14 protein-coding genes are annotated in these 22,029 nt (G+C 32.3%); 5 read left to right on the top strand and 9 right to left on the bottom strand.

What is annotated here, in order from left to right:
* Positions 1-161: 161 nt before the first annotated feature.
* Both mfd and pth read right to left on the bottom strand, forming a co-directional pair.
* Entirely contained in the window at positions 162-3,701 is a 3,540-nt protein-coding gene (mfd, locus tag bsdtb5_RS01390) for a transcription-repair coupling factor (protein ID WP_408628616.1), read from the bottom strand.
* 19 nt (positions 3,702-3,720) lie between these two features.
* Positions 3,721-4,290, bottom strand: coding sequence for an aminoacyl-tRNA hydrolase (gene pth, locus bsdtb5_RS01385; protein WP_271714269.1), 570 nt, complete (start codon positions 4,288-4,290; stop codon positions 3,721-3,723).
* A 654-nt stretch (positions 4,291-4,944) separates the two neighbouring features.
* Here pth and bsdtb5_RS01380 point away from each other — a divergent pair.
* Positions 4,945-6,219 carry an IS4 family transposase gene (locus bsdtb5_RS01380; protein WP_271712180.1) on the top strand — a complete coding sequence of 425 codons (1,275 nt, stop codon included), beginning with the start codon at positions 4,945-4,947 and terminating at the stop codon, positions 6,217-6,219.
* A gap of 332 nt (positions 6,220-6,551) precedes the next feature.
* Here the strand turns inward: bsdtb5_RS01380 and bsdtb5_RS01375 are convergent, their stop codons facing one another.
* From bsdtb5_RS01375 to bsdtb5_RS01360, 4 genes are all read right to left on the bottom strand, one after another.
* Positions 6,552-7,433 (bottom strand): transglutaminase domain-containing protein, encoded by an 882-nt coding sequence (locus bsdtb5_RS01375; protein WP_271714268.1) that lies wholly within the window; start codon positions 7,431-7,433, stop codon positions 6,552-6,554.
* 321 nt (positions 7,434-7,754) lie between these two features.
* Positions 7,755-8,033 carry a septation regulator SpoVG gene (gene spoVG, locus bsdtb5_RS01370; protein WP_271714267.1) on the bottom strand — a complete coding sequence of 93 codons (279 nt, stop codon included), beginning with the start codon at positions 8,031-8,033 and terminating at the stop codon, positions 7,755-7,757.
* 40 nt (positions 8,034-8,073) lie between these two features.
* Positions 8,074-9,192, bottom strand: a complete 1,119-nt coding sequence (gene glgD, locus bsdtb5_RS01365; RefSeq protein WP_271714266.1) for a glucose-1-phosphate adenylyltransferase subunit GlgD — start codon at positions 9,190-9,192, stop codon at positions 8,074-8,076.
* Entirely contained in the window at positions 9,189-10,463 is a 1,275-nt protein-coding gene (locus tag bsdtb5_RS01360; protein WP_271714265.1) for a glucose-1-phosphate adenylyltransferase, read from the bottom strand. Before bsdtb5_RS01360 ends, glgD begins: the two co-directional genes overlap by 4 nt.
* Before the next feature lie 350 nt (positions 10,464-10,813).
* On the opposite strand from bsdtb5_RS01360, the gene murC reads away from it, so the two are divergent.
* The 4 genes from murC to bsdtb5_RS01340 all read left to right on the top strand — a co-directional run bounded on the left by murC (position 10,814) and on the right by bsdtb5_RS01340 (position 16,293).
* Positions 10,814-12,196, top strand: coding sequence for a UDP-N-acetylmuramate--L-alanine ligase (gene murC, locus bsdtb5_RS01355; RefSeq protein ID WP_271714264.1), 1,383 nt, complete (start codon positions 10,814-10,816; stop codon positions 12,194-12,196).
* A 480-nt stretch (positions 12,197-12,676) separates the two neighbouring features.
* Positions 12,677-13,834 carry a DnaD domain protein gene (locus bsdtb5_RS01350; protein WP_271714263.1) on the top strand — a complete coding sequence of 386 codons (1,158 nt, stop codon included), beginning with the start codon at positions 12,677-12,679 and terminating at the stop codon, positions 13,832-13,834.
* Between the two features lie 91 nt (positions 13,835-13,925).
* Entirely contained in the window at positions 13,926-14,912 is a 987-nt protein-coding gene (locus bsdtb5_RS01345) for an ATP-binding protein (RefSeq protein WP_271714262.1), read from the top strand.
* Between the two features lie 211 nt (positions 14,913-15,123).
* Positions 15,124-16,293 (top strand): ribose-phosphate pyrophosphokinase, encoded by a 1,170-nt coding sequence (locus bsdtb5_RS01340; RefSeq protein ID WP_271714261.1) that lies wholly within the window; start codon positions 15,124-15,126, stop codon positions 16,291-16,293.
* A gap of 109 nt (positions 16,294-16,402) precedes the next feature.
* Here bsdtb5_RS01340 and bsdtb5_RS01335 read toward each other — a convergent pair whose 3' ends face one another.
* The 3 genes from bsdtb5_RS01335 to bsdtb5_RS01325 are packed head-to-tail and all read right to left on the bottom strand — an operon-like array spanning position 16,403 to position 21,873.
* The gene (locus bsdtb5_RS01335) at positions 16,403-18,760 is read right to left on the bottom strand and encodes a PBP1A family penicillin-binding protein (protein ID WP_271714260.1); all 2,358 of its coding nucleotides are present in this window, start codon (positions 18,758-18,760) and stop codon (positions 16,403-16,405) included.
* A 52-nt stretch (positions 18,761-18,812) separates the two neighbouring features.
* Entirely contained in the window at positions 18,813-20,816 is a 2,004-nt protein-coding gene (locus bsdtb5_RS01330; protein WP_271714259.1) for an ATP-binding protein, read from the bottom strand.
* Between the two features lie 4 nt (positions 20,817-20,820).
* The gene (locus tag bsdtb5_RS01325) at positions 20,821-21,873 is read right to left on the bottom strand and encodes a metallophosphoesterase family protein (RefSeq protein ID WP_271714258.1); all 1,053 of its coding nucleotides are present in this window, start codon (positions 21,871-21,873) and stop codon (positions 20,821-20,823) included.
* Positions 21,874-22,029 lie beyond the last annotated feature (156 nt).

The following is a 22,029-nucleotide window of genomic DNA, read 5'->3' as shown; positions in this document are numbered from 1 at the left end:
CTCCCCATGCTCTTTATCTCTTTCAATCGCACTACGTCTTAGTTTATCTTAGTATTATTCACCATTTGTTCTACTCATACCTCTATCTTAACCATATTATAATTTCTTCGCAACACTGATATTAAAGAAATTATGAAATTCTTAATTGCTTAACTTTATATTTATCTTTGTATCAATTCATCAATATCATTAAGAATGCTCTTTATGGTTTCAAATAACGTATAATTATCTAGCTTTATAACCTTTTTTCCTTGTTTTAATTCATATAAGAAATATGGGGTAGCTTCTGGTGAAAACTTCATTACATTTTTATATTTATCTAAGAGCAGTGGGATCTTATTCAGGTCAACCTTAGCCTTTGGATACATTGCGAACTTAATACTCTCCACTTTATGAATGATCTGACTCACATAAGCATTATGAGCAATCCCTTTTAATAAAGCAATATTTAACAGGTTATTCACTGATTGTGGTAGGTCTCCAAAGCGATCTAACATCTCTTCTTGCATATCCAAGAATTCCTCTTCATTCTCAATACCTGCAATACGCTTATACATATCAAGCTTTTGAAATTCACTCTTAATATAAGTAGCAGGAATAAACGCGTCCACACCAATATCAACAGTTGTGTCAAAGATATCTTCTTCCTCTATTCCACCCTTTAATGCAACAACAGCTTCATTTAACATCTTACAGTAAAGGTCATAACCTACCGACTCCATATGTCCATGTTGTTGTGCTCCTAAAAGGTTACCTGCACCACGAATCTCTAAGTCTCTCATTGCTATTTTAAATCCAGAACCTAGTTCCGTAAATTCTTTTATTGCCTGAAGTCTCTTCTCTGCAATCTCTTTTAACATCTTGTCTCTACGGTACATTAGAAAAGCATAGGAGGAACGATTCGATCTTCCAACACGTCCACGTAATTGATATAGTTGTGATAAACCTAACTTATCTGCATCATGAATAATCATTGTATTAACATTAGCAATATCAAGACCTGTTTCAATGATGGTAGTTGAAACAAGAACGTCAATTTCTCCATTAATAAAACCAAACATGATCTTTTCTAATTCTCGCTCACTCATTTGCCCATGAGCAAATGCTACATTTGCCTCAGGTACAAGCTTTTGTATCGTCAATGCTACTTCATCAATATTTGTAACTCGATTATAAACATAGTATACTTGGCCACCTCTTGCAAGTTCGCGATTAATTGCTTCTCTTACAATTTCATCATTTTGTTCTAATACATAAGTCTGAATAGGCATACGATCTACTGGTGGTTCTTCTAATACACTCATATCTCTAATTCCTATTAAGCTCATATGCAGTGTTCTAGGAATTGGAGTTGCAGATAAAGTAAGAACGTCTACATCACCCTTTAGTTGCTTGATTTTCTCTTTATGTGTTACACCAAAACGTTGCTCCTCATCGACGATTAATAAGCCTAAATCCTTAAATTCAACATCTTTGGATAGAACTCTATGCGTTCCAATAATGATATCAAGTGAACCCTTTTTAAGCCTTTCTAGTGCTTTCTTCTGTTGTGCTGGTGTTCGAAACCTTGATAGCATATCGATACTAATTGGAAAGTCCTTCATCCTTTGAACAAAGGTATTATAATGCTGTTGTGCTAAGATTGTAGTAGGAACTAGATATACCACTTGTTTACCATCTGCAACTGCTTTAAATGCCGCCCTTATTGCTATTTCAGTCTTACCATACCCAACATCACCACAGATTAAGCGATCCATAATCTTGGTGCTCTCCATATCCATTTTGGTTTCTTCAATGGCTTTTAGTTGATCTCTGGTCTCATCATATGGGAACATCTCTTCAAATTCATTCTGCCATACCGTATCCTCACCAAATTGATACCCTTTTTTAGATTGTCTTATTGCATATAATTCAACCAGCTCTTTTGCAATCTCTTTGACTGCTTTACGAACCTTTGTCTTGGTATTCTTCCATTCTTGGGAACCCAAGCTATTTAGTTTCGGGCGCTTGGCTTCTGAGCTCGCATATTTTTGTATTACATCAAGGCCCGTTGCAAGAATATACAACACGCCACCATTTCCGTATTCTAATTTAATATAATCCTTAGTAACATGATCTACTTCAATCTTTTCAATACCCTTATAGATACCAAGTCCATGATTCTCGTGCACTACATAATCTCCAATATTAAGATCGGTAAAGCTCTGAATCTTCTTACCTTCATAACTACTCTTTTTTCTAGCCTTCTTTTTCTCCGCACCAAAGATATCACTTTCTGAGATTACAACAAATTGTATCATCGGGTATTCGAATCCTCGATGAACATTCCCTGCTGCTACCATGATCTCACTACTTTGTATCCCTCTCTCTAAGTCCTCACTATAGAATGCATTAAGATCATATTCCCTAAGATCATCACTAAGCCTTTTTGCCCTTGTTCTCGAAGATGAAAGTAACACCACTCGATACCCGCTTTTCTTCCACTTCTCCAAGTCTTTTACTAACACTTCAAAATTATTATTATAGGAATTTACAGATTTAGCTGCTATATCATATTTATTTCGAATGTTAAATTGAGTAACTTTATAATCCATCGTACTTAAATTTACTAGATTCGCGTGACTTAATTTAGCTAAGAGTTCCTTAACCCCATAGATCACATCTACTTGGCCTGGAAGAATATATCCCTTCTCAATTCTTCCAATCATTCCTTCACGGAACTCTAATTCAACCGCTTCTCCCTTTTCACCAATCCTGGATGGTTCATCTAAGAATATTACTGAATCAATATTATTAAAATAATCAAAAAATGATATCGTATCTTCATAAAAATACTTGATATAACTATCAATACCTAATGAACCTTGAAATGCTTTCATATTTTCTATAAATTCTTCAATAATAGTATCAATTCGATGTGCTTCCTCAGTCTTAAGTTGATCTCGTAAAGCCTTCTGATATGCTTCTTTCTCTTTCTCAATCTTCTGAATGCCTGTTAATAAGGTTGTCTCATCAAGGATCAATTCTGCTGCTGGATATACTTTAACATTCTGAACACGCTCAATAGACCTTTGACTATTTATATCAAAGGTTCTTATTGAGTCGATTTCATCGTCCCATAATTCAATTCGATAAGGAACTTCTTCTGTTAGGGTAAAGATATCAATAATTCCCCCACGAATTGCAAATTGTCCTTGTCCCTCAACTTGACCAGTTCTCTCATACCCTAAAAAAACTAGTTTTTCCTTCAACTTTTCCAGATCCAGAGTTGTCCCTTCTTCTATTAGAAGAACCCTCTTTTCAATCATTTCTAGCGGAAGAATGTGATCCATGCCGCCATCAATCGTCATAACAACCGTAGTTCCTTTGCCTTCTATTAACGATTTTAATACATTCAAACGTTCTTTTACGATTGCATTACCATGGATATCAGCACTGTAGAACATAATATCCTTTGCTGGATATAAAAGGACATCCTTATTATACAGTCTATAATCGTCATAGATTTCTTTTGCTTTCATCTCATTGTAAGTGATAATTAATGTATTTTTATAATCACTAGATAAAGCACTCATCAAATGACATTTTTGAGAATCGATACACCCGGTAATCTGTATAGGAACACTTCGAAGCAAGAGACTTTGCTTTATATCATGATATTCTTTTAATTCATTTAACGGTTCATAAAATGTTTTCACGATTTCCCCTCGATATCTTACGTTATTTTTCTTTTTTATTATATTGATTCATTGCGTCATTTATACCTGACGTTACGATGCATTTCGTTGCCATAGACGCTTTTTGGATTGCTTCCTTAACTACATCTAATTCATCTTTGTTAAAATGACCTAATACATAGTCCGCAAGGTCATATCCTTTTGGTTTATCACCAACGCCAACCTTGATTCTTGCAAATTCATCACTTCCAAGATGACTAATAATACTCTTTATTCCGTTATGTCCTCCAGCACTTCCTTTAGCTCTGATTCTAAGTTGTCCAACATCTAAGCTGATATCATCATAAATAATAATAACTTCCTCTTTACTCACCTTATAAAAATCAATTAATTCACGAACACTTTCTCCACTTAGGTTCATATATGTCTGAGGCTTTGCTAATATAACTTTTTCACCCTCTATATATCCTTTTCCACAGACTGCCTTATGTTTCTTCATATCCATAGAAATATTGTTATCTTCTGCAATCTGAGTAATTACATCAAAACCTATATTATGTCTTGTTCCTTCATACTCTCTTGTTGGATTTCCTAACCCTACGATAATATACATCTTCTACATTTCCTCTCTACCTAAAATATATAAATTAAGACGCGAAAAGACAGGCTAGTCTCTTGATAAGTAGAACTTACCCGAACCAAGCTGCCAATATATATTTTTAATCTTTGTTTATTCAATTTTCATGTGTATCTATCTATAAAATTTTTATATTCTTTATTATATCTAATATCTAATCAATATCATTCATGGTAAGATTACTCCATCCATCTTAGTGTATTGTCATCAAACCATTCATGTTAATTATATATCTTTACCAATTATTAAGCAACTTAAAAAAGCTATTACTAGGCAAAAGAAACGTTATATTTAGCATTATGGTTGAAAAGTAATACATTACTTATCTTCTTACAAAAAATAAAGATGGCAAATAATACTATACTCATATTATTCGACTTCCTTATTTATATTTTAATTAATCATCATGATTAAGTGACAAAAGCCTTTCTCAATCTAAATTGTGTATATTGATGTATACTTATGAATTTTGGCGTAGTCCGGCCAATGTCGTCAACTTAAGAATTTACAATTTAATACTGTATAAAAAATAAACATAATTTTGTTTATAATGCAAATTGACAAACAAATGTTTGCTCCAAAATTTTAATAGATACATTTTTACTATTAAATTTTGGAGGACTTCATATTATGATTAAAAAAATATCATCTTTATTAAAATCAGTTAATAACCTTATTACTAGCGAAGAGTTTATTGAAAAACATAGGATTAATCAAAAAAGCTTTAATCGTAATCGAAAATTAACTTTTAAGGATATTATTTTATTCCTTTTAAGTCAGCCACAAAAATCTTTATCTGTGGCTCTTTCCGATTACATAGATTCTTCAAACCTTGCAATTGACTCAATTTCAAAACAGGCTTTTTCAAAAGCTCGCTTTAAAATTAAACCTGATGCTTTTCGTGAAATTTTTCTAATGACTACTGATGTTAATAAAACAAGATCAAACCTTAATACTTGGAATGGTCACCCTGTATTAGCGATTGATGGTACTTCATTGCAGATTCCTAACACAAAAGAAAATCAAACTTATTATGGTTCTAAAAAAAATCAATATGACCCTGTCGCTCTGGCTTCTGCTTCGGCTTTGTATGATGTTTTGAATGATAACTTACTTAATACAAAACTCGTTCATTATCGTACTTCTGAATTAGTTCAAGCCCAAACATTAATCGATGAATTTAATTTAAATCAAGTTCACGGAGAGAAAGCACCAATTATTATTTTTGATAGAGGTTATCCATCTAGAAAACTCTATGCGCAACTTCAAGAAAAGCAATGTTTCTTTGTAATGAGACATAAAACAAAGTCCCATGGTGCGTTAAAAGCGGTATATCAATGTAATTATGGTGATACTTCAATACAGTATTCTCATAACGACTGTTCCTATCCGCTAAGAGTTATAAAGTTTGATTTGCCATCAGGCTTACAAGAGACACTTGTTACAAATCTTTTTGACCCCAATATAACTGTTGAAATGTTTAAAGAACTATATTTTATAAGGTGGGGGATTGAAACGAAATATCGTGAAGTCAAATCGATATTAAAGCTAGAAAATTTTATGGGCATAAAACCGGAAGCAATTGAACAGGAATTTTATGCTGCGATGTTTGCTTCAAACCTATTATCAATGTTTGCTTCTGTTTGCAATGAAGAAATATCTAATATTCAACAGGAAACAAAGAAAACAACATGTTATAAAACAAATAGAAATATTCTAGTAAACTATCTTTTTAATAAGCTATATACTTTGATTTGTAACTATCGTATTGCTAAAAAGGTTATTAATAATTTGATAAAAATAGGTATAAAAAATCGCTCACAAGTACGTACAAACCGTTCTTATGAGCGAAAGAAAATGCGAAGCAGGATGAAGTTCTCCCAGAACACAAAATCCACTTTATAATATACATTATAAAATGAAAAACTGCTCGCTCATATAGTTTACACTATTTTTATAAATAATCAAATATGATGTTTTATTTTTGTACAATTTTTTGTAACCTTTTTTACTACAAGTGTTAAGTTGACGACATTGGTAGTCCGGCCGAAAGTATCGTCTATATTTTGTCAAGACTCAAAGTAAAAATAGGAACACAAGTGAGTATTTTTGCTTGTTCTGAGGCTTGTAAAAAATATGATACTTGAGGGAAAGGTAGCCAAAATTAATAATTATACAGCAATATACACTCAGCAAACTAAAATAAGGCTTTCTATTCTTAAATTTTGTATAAGCCCTTAATCAATAGCATAGGATTCTGTCGCCATTGGATATTTATCATAAAAAGCTTTTGTCTTATACTCTTTATCTCTTTGGTGATCTTTCAAATCTGCATCGGATTTTAGGAAATTATCATAGCTTATCATCTGTTTCCCGTCACTTCTAACAGGGTCATCCCAAGTACAATCAATGTTATACCAAGCCCCATTGATATATACTATATTCCAAGCGTGTGTATCTCCTCCCGCCATTCCATTAATGATGCGACAAGGAATCTTAGCTTCAGTCATCATCTTATAAGTAAGTGCTGCATAACCCTGACATACTGAAGTCTTCTTTATTAAGTTATCATATGCTGTAACATAATGATATGTCATATCATAAGTTGCATTCTTAATAATATAATCATGAATTTCTTTCACCTTTTCATAGTTGGACAAATCCATAATACCCAAGTTCTTTATTACTTCTTTCACTTTTTTGTCTACTTCTTTTGTTTCTTCTTTTGTCTCACGGAAAGTAAAATGATAGGACAGTTCTAAAATATTGGCATATCCTTTAATGCTTACATTAATGCTTTTTACAATATACTTTAAATAATCGTAATCACTCGATGTATCAGGATCATCAATCGCGCTGACGTAATCTAATGGATTTTCTACAATTGGCTTTATATCATTATAACTACCAATATATTTTATTGTAGTACCCTCTTTATAATTAATCATTGCTTTTTGTATCTGTTCAATCAATTCTTCTTTCGTAGTTACAGCATCTTCATTAAGAATTTTTTTTTGTATTTCATGTATATTAACATCTATATTATATTCATTTTTAACGTACAATATAATTATCATGAGGAATATGCAAACCGCTAACAATCGAATTATTTTTTTCATATTATTACAACCCATGCCTTTCTATTATTGAGCGTCAAATCAGTTTTCCTCAAGGATGATTTTTTATTCACAAATGTATCATCCTTACAAATGAATTACCTTTTATAAATATTTGTATTATATCATATAAATAAACATAATTTAAGTATCAAAACTTTACAATTTATATATTGCGTATAAAATTTATGTAAATTTTTATTATTAGGTATTCTATAAAATATATTGAAACACGAAAAAGGTCTGATACAATCAACTAATATACTTACTTTAATGTAATACTAGTATTATTGATATCAGACCTATGTTCTTAACCTTCTCTTATTATTCTTCTGTTAAATCATTTTCAAATACTGCAATTTCATACTTTTCCAAAATAATTTTTTGAATCTTATCTCTCGTATCGGAATTAATCGGATGTGCAATATCTCGATATTCACCATCCCCAGCTCTTCTGCTAGGCATAGCAATAAACAGACCCTTCTCACCTTCAATCACCTTAATATCATGAACAACAAATTCATTATCTAAGGTAATTGATACTACTGCCTTCATCTTTCCTTCCTTGCTTACTTTTCTGACTCTCACATCTGTAATCTGCATGTTGTAAATCCCCCTTTAGTAGTTTAAAAAGTTTAATTTATCAAAGAACGTATCTTTCGTTCTTCTCAACAACAATCTTTACCTCGCCCTCCCCAACATGAGTGGTATTGGCACGGATTGTGTCTCGGCTTTCTACAATACAATTCTCAATATAAGAATTGTCCCCAATATATACGTCATTTAATATGATCGAGTTCTTAATAACACAATTATTACCAACATATACTTTTTTAAACAAAATGGAATCCGTAACTTCTCCATTAATAATACAGCCACTTGAAACTAAACTGTTCTTCACAACAGATCCTAGGTTATATTTTGCTGGAGGCAAGTCATCTACTTTGGAATATATGTCCGGGTACTGCTTTAAAAAGAATTCTCTAACATCTTTTTTTAGGAAATCCATATTTGTTTTAAAATAGGAATTCGTTGTCGCTATATTGCTCCAATAAGACTCTAACTGATATGCATAAATATTTTTAATATTTTTATAACGAATTAGAATATCTTTTACAAAATCATATCTTTCTTCTAATGCGCTCTTTTCTATTAAATCAATTAATTGTCTTCTACGGATTACATAAATACCTGCAGAAACCAAATTATGCTCGGTTACTACTGGTTTTTCTTCAAATTCAATAATACGTCCGTCCTGGTTCTCTTTTACAACACCAAAACGTTTTGCATCTTCACCGATCTCTAACTGCTTACATACAACAGTAATGTCAGCTTTTTTTGCAATATGATATTCTAAAACTTTGTTATAATCAAGCTTATAAATACCATCACCAGAAGCGATGATTACATAAGGTTCGTGACTATTCTTTAGAAAATCTAGATTCTGATAAATAGCATCTGCTGTACCACGATACCAAAAACTATTATCTGCGGTGATTGTTGGTGTGAATACATATAATCCACCTTGTTTTCTTCCGAAATCCCACCACTTCGAAGAACTTAAATGTTCATTCAATGTCTTTGCATTATATTGAATAAATACTCCTACTTTAGAAATGTGTGAATTGGACATATTACTCAGAACAAAATCAATACTGCGATAACTACCTGCCATTGGCATTGCTGCGATTGCTCTCTTATTAGATAATTCACCCATGTGGTTACTCTTTCCACCTGCTAATATAATTCCAATCGCTCTCATATTGTTTCACCCACCTTAATTAATGTCTCACCACTTTCTAATATTCCATCGTTATAATCTTCTACATCGGTAATTCCAGATATTGCAGTATTCTTACCTATTTCAACATTCGGTGGTATATTGGTATTTTCTCCAATTGTAACTAGTCCAAAAGAATAGATCTTTGGATCCATTCTATTTTCCTTCTCTTCACCAATTCCTATCTTGACATTTTCACCAATATGAGCATTTTCGGCTATGATAGCTTTATTTATCTCTGAGTTCTCGCCAATGGATACCATCTCCATTATGATAGAGTCTCTAACTACGGCTCCTTCTCCTATATATACCCCTGATCCAATAACAGAGTTATACACCTCACCATACACTTCTGAACCTTCTCCAATAATCGCCTTATGGATTCTCGCATGCTCAGAAATATATTGTGGAGGTACGGTAACATTCTTGGTATATATCTTCCAGAATTCTTCGTATAGATTAAACTCTGGTACAATATCAATAAGTTCCATATTGGCTTCCCAATATGATCCTAATGTACCAACATCCTTCCAATAGCCATTGTACTCGTAAGCAAATATACGCTTCTGATTCTCATGACAGTATGGAATGATATGTTTTCCAAAGTCGCATCCTTTTACATCGGCTAAGTGAATTAAAGCTTGGCGTAGTACGTCAAAATTAAATATGTATATTCCCATAGAAGCAAGATTACTTCTTGGCTTCTCCGGTTTTTCTTCAAAGTCTATTATCTTTTTATTTTCATCTGTAATAACAATACCGAACCTGCTTGCTTCTTCTAATGGAACTGGTATTGTTGCTATTGTAACATCTGCTTGGTTCATCTTATGGAAATCAAGCATAGACTCATAATCCATCTTATAGATATGGTCACCACTTAATATAAGAATATAATCAGGATTATAATATTCCATGAACTCCAAGTTCTGATAAATAGCATTCGCGGTACCTGTATACCACTCGCTTGTCTTACATTTTTCATATGGTGGTAAGATAGAAACACCACCAATATTACGGTCCAAATCCCATGGTATACCAATACCGATATGAGTATTTAGCCTTAACGGTTGATACTGTGTTAGAACTCCAACCGTATCAATTCCAGAGTTAATACAATTACTTAGTGGAAAATCAATAATTCTATATTTTCCTCCAAACGCAACTGCGGGTTTGGCAACTTTAGAAGTTAAAACTCCTAATCTTGAACCTTGTCCACCAGCAAGTAGCATAGCAATCATTTCTTTTTTGATCACGTAATCACCTCTTGTAGTTTGATAAAATACATTATACCATATTTACCAATAAATGTGAATAAATTTTACCAAATATTTAAAAATTTTGGAATTTCCTCCGACAAATTACATACAATAGAAAGTAAAATATTTCTTTTTTGTAGAATTTGTTTGAATATCCCTATAATTATTACACATTAAATTTTTACACTTTCATCGCTAATTTTCTATTATTTACATATTCGTAAAATATTTTGTAAATACTATTTATATTTCTTTCATAAATGGTTATAATAACAGTATACTTACTTATGAGAATTTCATATAAATTTCCATAATATATAAATTTTAGAATAGGATGTGTAATCTTCATGTACAAAATTGATTTTAAGAACCCAATTAATATACACTTTATAGGAATTGGTGGCATCAGCATGAGTGGATTTGCTGAATTATTACATACTGCTGGTTTTACCATAAGTGGATCTGATTCCAAAGAAAGCAAAATTACGAAACATTTAGAGTCAATAGGCATTACTATATTATATGGACAAAGTGCCAATAATATTACTAATAATATTGATTTAGTTGTATACACCGCAGCAATTCATAAAGATAATCCAGAATATGTAGCTGCAATATCAAAAAATATCCCTATGATGGACCGTGCCGAGTTAGTAGGTCAGGTTATGACTAATTATCAAAATTCAATTGCTATCTCTGGAACACATGGAAAAACTACAACAACTTCAATGGTTTCTCATATCTTTCTAGAAGCCGGACTTGATCCAACCATATCTGTAGGGGGAATACTAAAAGCTATCGATGGAAATATCCGAATTGGTCACTCCGAACATCTGATAACTGAAGCTTGCGAATATACTAATAGCTTTCTTAAGTTCAACCCAAAGGTTAGTATTATTTTAAATGTTGAAGAAGACCATTTAGATTTCTTTAAAGATATTAATGATATTCGTCATTCCTTCTTAGAATTTGCAAAGAAGCTACCTAAAGATGGAACCCTAATTATCAACGGTGATATTGATGATGTCTCTTATTTTACAGAAAGTCTAGATTGTAATATCATAACTTATGGTATTGGCGATAAAGAATATAATTACTCCGCTACGAACATTGAATATGATGAGATGGGTCACGGACACTATGACTTAATAATTGATGGAAAGATAACAGAACACATTACTCTTAACGTTGTAGGTCTTCATAACATTTCTAATTCTCTTTCAGCAATTGCTTTATCAAACTCGCTTTGTGTTCCTTTCGAAGCAATCAAGAAAGGACTTACTAGCTTTGGGGGTACCAATAGACGTTTTGAATATAAAGGTAGCATTGGTGGTGTAACAGTAATTGATGATTATGCACATCATCCAACTGAGATTGAAGTTACACTACAAGCTGCTAAGAAATATCCTCATGAATCAATCTGGTGTGTATTCCAACCTCACACTTATACTAGAACCAAAGCATTTCTTAAAGATTTTGCAAAAGCTCTTGCTCATGCAGACAAAATTGTTTTAGCTGATATCTATGCAGCAAGAGAAGCTGATCCTGGAGATATTTCATCTGTCGATTTATTAAATGAATTGAAGAATATGGGTAAAGACTGTTACTATTTTCCTTCCTTCGACGAAATTGAGAACTTTTTACTTTTAAATTGTAATAACGGTGATTTGTTGATAACTATGGGTGCTGGAGATGTTGTAAGCATTGGAGAATCACTCTTAGGCAATTAGTTATCCACATTATCCACAACCTTATCAACATTTTCTTGTGAACAAGGTTGTGGATTTTTTAGTTAACATAATCTTATCAACATTCTTCACTAATTAATTCATAATATTTGCTAAATCATACTATTCTATTATAATTTTACATATTATTACAAATAGTTTTCAACCATTTTATCCACATTATCCACATATATTTATTGTCAGTTCGTGGACAAACTTCCTAGTAAATAGCCTATTTCCTTCAGAAACTGTTTATGATATAATGTGAAATACCTAATAAAAAATAGATTTTTAAGTTGTAAAAATAACACCGTTTGTCATATTTAATGTCATACGGTTAATAAAAGTTCTTATGTTAAAATAGAAGTTTTGAAAAACTTCTATTTTCATTTGCAAAAATATAGAATTGTAACTATGTGAGTATAACTCTATTTCACATGTGATATATTCATCTACGAGAAAGTCGTAGGTATGGAGGATAAAATGAGCAAGATAACTTTGTATACGAAACAATCAAATGACATCACTGTGGTCTCCAATAAGTTTATCGATTACTTTATGCCAAGAGCAAATGGTTCTTTTGTAAAAGTTTATCTTTATTTACTTCGTTGCCTAACTAATATTGATACAGAACTCTCGATTAGCATGATAGCAGACCACTTAGAAGATACAGAAAAAGATATTATGAGGGCATTAAAATATTGGAATGAACTTTCTTTAATTGATCTTACTTGTAATTCTACTGGTGAAATTACCAATATTGTATTGAATGACATTAATGCACTCGATTCTGTAAAAACTTCACCGAATACTGAGTATGCTGCTTCTTCTACTGAGTTGAAATCTTTTTCTACCCCTACTCCGACAAGTTATGAACCGCAACTTAAGGAGAACTCAAAGGTATTAGATAAGCCTACATATACGGACGCACAGATTGAAGCACTTACGAATACGGATGAAATTAAGTGGTTACTTAATATCATTGAGATATACTTAGAACGTCTACTTAAGCCTACCGATATTCAATTAATATTATATTTATATGAGAGTTTAGGCTTCTCACGTGAATTAATCTTATATCTCTATGAATATTGCGTATCTAAAAATAAAAAGAATGCTTCTTATATTGAAGCAGTTGCGTTATCATGGGCTGAGGAAGGAATTGACACTGTTGAAAAAGCTGAGAATAGTACCGTAATGTATAACAACAATTATAATTCGGTAAATAAAGCTTTTGGTCTAAATAGAGCTCCTGGAGCTGTTGAAAAGCAATACATAAACAAATGGATATCTACTTATTCTTTATCAATTGAAATTATTGTTGAAGCTTGTAATCGCACTATATTAAGAACCGGAAAACCTGATTTTAATTATGCTGATAAAATACTAGAAAATTGGGCTAAAAAAGGTGTGAAACAAATTAATGACATTAAAAAGTTAGATGATGAACATAATAAGACTAACACCAAAACCAAAGAACAATTTTCCTCAAACCAGACGAATCAAACCAAACCTATAAAGAACACATCCAATCGTTTTAATGCATTTCCACAACGAAACTACTCCAAAGAAGATTATTCCTCTATGGAAGAAAAATTATTAAATAAGTATCTAGGAAGTTCTAAGAGTGAAACAAATTAAATTAAGAAAGGATGCCACATACGGATACTTTCACTCTTTTTTATTGTGGCAGTATCGCAGGCTAGCCTACGATATGCAATGGGTTTAAAGAATGATGCTTAAAAATGCTCAATATAATAAAATACTCCGTGAATATGATAGCAGGCAACTAAAAGCAAGACATGATCTTGACATCCGAACTAAAGAAGTATATGAAAAGATTCCTGAATTAGCAGAAATAGATCAAGCGATTGTATCAAATTCAGTTAACCAGGCAAAACTTTTGCTATCAGGTAGTGATTCATCCGTTGAATCATTAAAAGAAACCTTACTTGATTTGTCAATGAAAAAGGTAGAACTTCTTATTGAAAATGGATATCAAAGAGACTATTTAACGCCAAGATATGTATGTATGGATTGCAAAGATACTGGTTATATAGATGGAGAAAAATGCCATTGTTTTAAACAAGCAATGGTTGATATCATTTATTCGCAATCAAATGTTAAAAATATAATCAAAGATGAGAATTTTGATACTTTTCAATACAATTATTATTCTAGGGATTATGTTGATGCAAGCACTAAGTTGACCCCTTATGATAATGCTATTAAAGTAGTAGAACAGTGTAAATCTTTTATTAAAAATTTTGATAAAACGTATACTAATATTCTACTTTATGGAAATACTGGTTTAGGTAAAACTTTTTTAATTAATTGTATTGCGAAAAGTTTACTTGATACCTCTCATACGGTTATTTATTTAACTGCTTTTCAATTATTTGATTTATTAGCCAAAGATACGTTTAAGTCAAATGACGTGAGTGAATTTGAAAACCAATTAGATTATATTTTAGATTGTGATCTCCTGGTAATTGATGATCTTGGTACAGAACTTACGAACGCTTTCGTAAACTCCAGATTATATCTTCTAATTAATGAACGTCATTTCAGAAATAAATCTACAATTATATCAACCAATTTTGCACTTGATTATCTTAGTGCAAACTATAGTGAACGTATCTATTCAAGATTATTAAGTGACTATATGATTCTTAAATTAGTTGGTGATGATATCCGATTCAAGAAAGCTTTGTTATAAATTAATCAAGTTTTTATTTAAGCCTTGACTTACTATTTACATAATGGTATAAATTTTAGTGGACATTAAATACTTAATTCCATCAAAAATCGTCTTAAAATCTAAGAAATTTATCTGTTTAAGAATATCACTTATGGAACTTAAGTAGGCTTCGTGTAACTTTTTAAAATTTAGCTCACTTACTTGTCAATATTTATGGAGGACGTAAAACATGCCACAAGAAGAAAAACTATTAAACACCATTCCTGTAGGAAACTTAGGTATTATAGCCCTAGAAAGTAGTAAAGACTTAGGAAGCAAGGTAAACGATTACATTGTTGAATGGAGAAACGACCGTGATAGTTCAAGTAATGAAACCATTGCTTTTGCTGGATACCAAAAAGATTCTTACCTGGTGGATGCCGTTTGCCCACGTTTTGGAACTGGTGAAGCAAAAGGCCTTATCAAGCAATCTGTTCGTGGCTTTGACCTTTATCTTTTAGTAGATGTATGTAACTATAGTTTAACTTATTCTGTATGCGGACACAAAAACCATATGTCACCAGATGATCATTACCAAGATCTAAAGAGAGTAATCGCTGCTGTAGGTGGTAAAGCAAGAAGAATTACAGTTATCATGCCTTTCTTATATGAAAGTAGACAACATAAACGTAGTTCAAGAGAATCTCTTGATTGTGCACTAGCACTTCAAGAACTTACTAAAATGGGTGTTGAAAGTATTCTTACTTTTGATGCACATGATCCAAGAGTTCAAAATGCAATTCCATTAAACAGTTTTGAAACTGTTCAACCAACATACCAATTTATAAAAGCCTTACTTAAGAATGTAAAGGATCTTACCATTGATTCTGACCACATGATGGTAATTAGTCCTGATGAAGGTGGAATGAGCCGTGCTGTTTACTATGCAAATGTACTAGGACTTGAAATGGGTATGTTCTATAAACGTCGTGATTACACTACAATCGTTGATGGTAGAAATCCTATCGTAGCCCATGAATTCTTAGGTACTGATATCGAAGGAAAAGACATGCTTATCATTGATGATATGATATCCTCAGGAGAAAGTATGATCGATGTTGCAACAGAATTAAAGAGAAGAAAAGCTGGCCGTATCTTCGTAGCATGTACATTTGGCTTATTTACGAATGGTTTTGACAAGTTTGATGAAGCATATGAAAAAGGTCTTATTGATTATGTATTAACTACCAATCTTGTATATCAACCAGAAGAGTTATTAACAAAACCTTATTATATCAATGTTAATATGAGTAAATACATTGCTCTCTTAATTGATACCCTAAATCATGATGGTTCTATTAGCGAATTATTAAATCCTACAGAACGTATTCAAAATTTATTAAATAAATATAAAATCTAACAATAGTTAAAATAGTTATTTTATTGTCGTCTTAATATAGAAAAGAGGTTTGCTCCTTGGTGAGCAAACCTCTTTTTATTATACTAAACCATATAAAGCGTAAGTTGGCTTATGGAGCTGTTGTTTCTGGATTCACCGTTTGACCATCCTGTGTACTAGTACCATCTGGTGATGTTGTTTGATCTCCATTTGTAGAATCATCTGGACTTGGAGTTACAGTATTATTCGAGCTATCGTCTGGGGTAGCTGTCTCTACTGGAGCTTCAGTAGGAGTCACTGTATTATCATCACCTGAATTATTATCGCCTCCGTTATCCATAGGTGCCTCTGTAGAAACATCACTGCCATCCGCTCCTGCATCCGGACTATCTGTTGCGTCTGCAGGCACTTCATTCAAGGTACCTGGATCAACTGTGGCTTCTGGAGTTGCTGTTGGTTCTACTTCTTTACCTGCACCATCATAAGTCGGAAATTCTCTTGCTTCTAATCCTTCATTAATTTGCTTCATAAACTGATACCATATTTGTCCTGGATAAGTAGCACCAAATAGATTGTCTAAAGTCTTCGGCATATCATAACCTACCCATACACTAGTTGTATAGTATGGTGTATATCCTACAAACCAACCATCTTTACTTTGATTCGTTGTACCCGTCTTAGCTGCAGTTGGCATATTAGGTATCTTAAGTCCTCTTGCAGTTCCTTCTGTAACAACACCTTGTAATACGTTTGTCATCATTCTAGCTGCATTCACATCATAGATTTTCTTCTCATCAGAAGTATTTCTTACAATCTCATTACCGTCAGAGTCTAATATCTTAACGATACAAGTTGGTTCACGATATATACCATCATTCTCTAGAGTCGCGTAACCAGATGCCATCTCTACCGTATTTACACCATTGGTTAATCCACCTAGGGAAGACGCCAAACCAAGGTCTTTGGATGAGATTCTAGCGAAGTTCATCTGATATAGATACTCTAGACCAACTTTTGGTGTTAACTCTCCAAATAATTGCCATGCGATGGTATTGATTGATTTCTCAACCGCTCTACGAACAGTTATTTTACCAAGATGTGATCCACCAGAGTTATTTGGTCCACCTTCAATTTTCTTATCCTCCACTATGGAGTTTGGAGTATAATTTCTCTCAAAGGATGGAGTATATACAATTAGAGGTTTAATAGAACTACCTGGCTGTCTATAACTTTGGAATGCACGATTTAAGGTAAATCCATCTGCTTTTTGATATCTACCTCCGACAATCGCAACTACTAATCCAGTCTCATTATCTATACATGTTGCAGCACTCTGAAGCTTATAGACACCGTCTTTTGTCTTATCTTTAAACGCTTTTAATGTATCATCAACAGATTCTTGAAGTTTTGCTTGTTTTTTAAGATCTATAGAAGTATAGATTCTATATCCTTCTGTATATAACATCTGTTGGTATTGATTATATGCTTCTGTATATTGATCATCATAAGCTTCTTTTTCTGCATCACTATTAAACTTATTTTTGAATTCAAATCCGTCTTGTTTCATTAGTGCTTTAATTGCACTATTATACACATAAGTCTCAACGTAATTATTCTTATCCCTTGTTTTCGTTTTCAACTTAATATCAGTATCTACTGCTTTTGCATATATATCAGAGTCAATTCTACCATCTTGGTACATTTGTTTTAAGATTCTATCTCTACGCTTGATGGTATTCTCTTTATGTTCCACTGGGTTATAAAGTGTAGGATTATTCGGTATTGCACACAAAAATGCCATTTGAGATAAGCTTAATTTATTTACTGATTTGTTAAAATATCCTTTACTAGCAGCCTCTATTCCATAATATCCATTTGCAAAATAAATATTATTTAGATAAAATTCTAGAATCTGTGATTTAGAATATTTCTTCTCTAGTTCTAGAGAAATAAAAATTTCTTTTATTTTTCTCTCATAGCTCTTTTTATTACTTAAAAATATATTTCTACTTAACTGTTGTGTTATTGTACTTGCACCTTGCCTTATCTCACCTTTGTTTTTGACTAGTGAAAAGAAAGCTCGGATATTTGCTTTTAAGTCAATTCCGTTATGCTTGTAGAACTTCTTATCCTCAATTGATACAATAGCATCTTTAATGTAGGTCGGAATATCTTCATAGGATATGTAATAAACATCCTTTGCTCCCTTTAAGACAGATAGTACTTTTCCATCTGCGTCATAGACTAAGCTTGTTTCTGATTGCCTAAATGTATCTGTGGTAGAATTTGCGACCAAAGATTTGGCTTCCTCTTGATATTTCAGAATTCGATTTCCGTATTTTAGTGCAACAAATATTCCCACAATTAAGATTAAGTTAAGAATACCTAGAACACCTATCTTAATTCCCATTCTAATATTTCGTTGCAATTTACTTCTTTGCTTTTTCTTACGCTTACTAACCTTTTTCTTACCTTTATTATTTGCCATATGTTTTCCTCTTCTTCATTGCTGTCACTGCGATACCCTTGCGACATCCTATCTATGTTAAAGAAATCAAATGATATGGTATTTCTAATGTATCTAATATCTTACTCTCTCTCTTATGACAAGTAAATATTATTATTTGATTTCTCTTGTTGTATAAAGTTCTTAGTGTCTCCTCTAATCTTTTATCATCATAGTATGCGAAACAGTCATCAAGAATGAATGGAACTTCTTCCTTCTCAAAAAATAACGTTGAAACTTCCATACGCATTGCCAAATAGACTTGTTCTATCGTTCCTACACTTAAATTATCGATTGGAATATATTCTTCACCATCTAACACTTTGATATTAAGTTTCTCATCAATTCTAACGTCTGTATAACGATTACTTGTTATCTTACTTATGATATCGGATACCGTTTTACTAAGCTTTAGTCCAAAGCTATCATGAATCTGAATCGCTAGGTTCTCAATTGTCTCACTCGCCAAATCAACTGCTTTTAACTCATCCATCTCTACTTGAAGGTCTAGATTCAGCTGTTTCAAAACTTTCTGACTTTCATAAACTTCATCCTGTCTAACCTCAAGCCTCTCTAATTCCCACTTAATCCTCTCATATTGTAACCTATCACATTGGTTCGCATAATTCAATAACTGAATTAAGGATGGATTGCTATTAATTTCTTTCTCTACTTCTCTATTCTTCGCTTCTCCTAGAATTATTTGACTCATTAGATACGCTTTATTGTCTATTTCCTCTAGTTGATTCTTTAGACTTTGATGCTCTTTTCGTAATTCATCCTTGATCGTCCCTGATTGGCTTATTCTTAAGGTGAATGTCTTAAGTTCTTCATAGCCTTGAACTTTGTAGTAATCTAGAATCTTTTCTTTTCGTTCTAAAAGGCTCTTTTGCTGTTGGTACTCTTGTTCTTTTCTCTTAGATTGATTTTCCAAATCGATCTTTTTATGATCACTTATTACTTCTTCCTTCTCATATCTGTTAAATAAGTATAATTTAGTTAGAACACCTACACTACCATAACCCACCCATATAAGCAGACTTAGTAGGATCCCTTTATGATGAAGGGAATTTGTTAGCATTGCTAGAATAGTTGCTAGAATCGGCATATATAGGTATGTAAGAATCCATTTTGGCATACGCTTTACTACATCTTCTGTTCCAACACCGTTTTCTTTCTCATAATTGGTATCTAATAAAGCCTGATGAGACTCTAATTCTTTTTCCTTCTGCATCAGTTCTTCATATTCCAACAAATCCAAGCTAAGTCGTCTTGAATCAATCTCATTTCCTTGTGATAATTTAATTTGTACGGAGGAAATCTTATCCTCTACTTGAAGTTTGTCATTGATAAGCTCCATGAGTGTCTTTATTCTTTGGTCTAATCGAACCAATTCCTTTGCGTACTCTTCAATCTTTTTTCTCTCATTTTCACAATCCTTTAGAAATAGTGTAAGCTCATTAATTCTCTTCCTCGTATTATTCGATTCAATTTGCTTTTTCTTGGCTTGCAAATAGGATAATGCATTACTGATATTTACTTCACTATCTTTCGAAGTGGATAGATTGGCGATATAATTCTGAACTTCACTAACGAATTCTTTGTCTGTTCCAGCCTTTTTCTGACTAATACTGATTGTATTCTTATAATTGGTTTCGTTAAGCATAGGTAATAATGTGCTATCTATTTCAGAAAAACTGCGATACTCCCTGCCTGTAACTAGATCTATGATTCGAAATTCCTTATAATCCTTATGAAAATTTCGAATCAAGCGGTATTTCTTATTCTCTATATTAATCTGCATGCTTCCTTGATAAAGAGAAGGATTATTCCAAGGAAGATATCTCATATAAAGATCTTCTTTTGCCACTCTACCTCTTGCCTTTACAATTCCAAATAACATTCCTTTTATAAAGTCATGAATGGTTGATTTACCTGCTTCATTATCTCCGTATATTATATTAATTCCATCCTCAAGAACAATTGACTTATCAATAAATTTACCAAAGTTTTTAAGTCTTAATTCCTCAATCAGCAAATACTCACCCCTTTGCCTTTAATAATGCTTCCATTCCATAATATAAGGCTTTCTGAATTACGTCATCCTCTTCCTTTGCATTACAAATAGAATCAATATATAGTCCAATCATGTTATCCTTATTATCTTCATATAATTGGTCAAAATCATAATCTAGAATCGTATTATCGATAACATCATATATCTTCCCCAGTTCGTATATAGCCTCCATATCATATATTATATCGATATCTTTACGTCCTTCAATTAGAATTCTGTAAATATTCTCTATTCCTTTTTCTACAATCTCTTTTTTTATCTGATCAAATAATGCTTCGTTCGTTGTAGCAGGTGTTGTCTCTATTTTAAGATGAATATATTTTCTTTTTGCAATAGGAACAAAGTTAAGCCTGCAACTCTGTTGATTAATATCACCTAGGATATAACCTCTCTCCCCTGTTTCATTAATATCTAGAGGCTCTAAGGACCCAGCATATGCTATATTCTTATCAATTCTATCTGGTTTATGAATATGGCCTAATGCAATATAATCAAAACCAAGCTCTTTTAGCCTATTCTTATGGATAGGAATATTTTTATCATCCCCACCATGAGCCAATAGAATATGGATACGATCATTTTCTTCTATCCGAATATCGTCATATTTAGCTTCCATAATATCCCTCGTATGGTAGCTAAATCCATATATTTCTGTATTCAATTCTTCTAGATAGATATGTTCCATCTGTTCTGATCTTATCATGGTTACATTTGACACAAATTCATAATTCAGATAGTTGGAGAAAGGTCCAATATAATCATGATTACCAGCTATGAACACTATTCTGGTATTCGGAATCTGGCCGAACAAATAATCAATTTCCTTCAATTCTCTAACGAGAGGCGCTTTATGAAATAAGTCACCTGCAATTAGTAATAGATCCACTGCCTCTTCTTTACACACTTCTATTACTTTCTTAAAGGTCTCCATAATCTCTCTTTTTCTTAATTTTCCCCATGAATAACTAGAGTCTGGAGAAGCGCCAAGATGAACATCTGCTATGTGAATAAATCTCATTCTATCACCTCTTTTTACGAAGAATCGTTCTAATTAAAACATAGTATAGCATATGAAAGTTTAATTATCAACTTGCTAGAACACTTGTTTTATTAAGATTTTCTTTCCTTTTTCTTGTTTCTTTTATAAGATAATTCTATTTCTATATCGTAATTT

The sequence above is a fragment of the Anaeromicropila herbilytica genome, assembly GCF_016591975.1.
Lineage (GTDB): Bacteria > Bacillota > Clostridia > Lachnospirales > Lachnospiraceae > Anaeromicropila > Anaeromicropila herbilytica.
The sequence above is the reverse complement of the archived record's forward strand: the minus strand, read 5'-3'. Positions and strand labels throughout refer to the sequence as shown.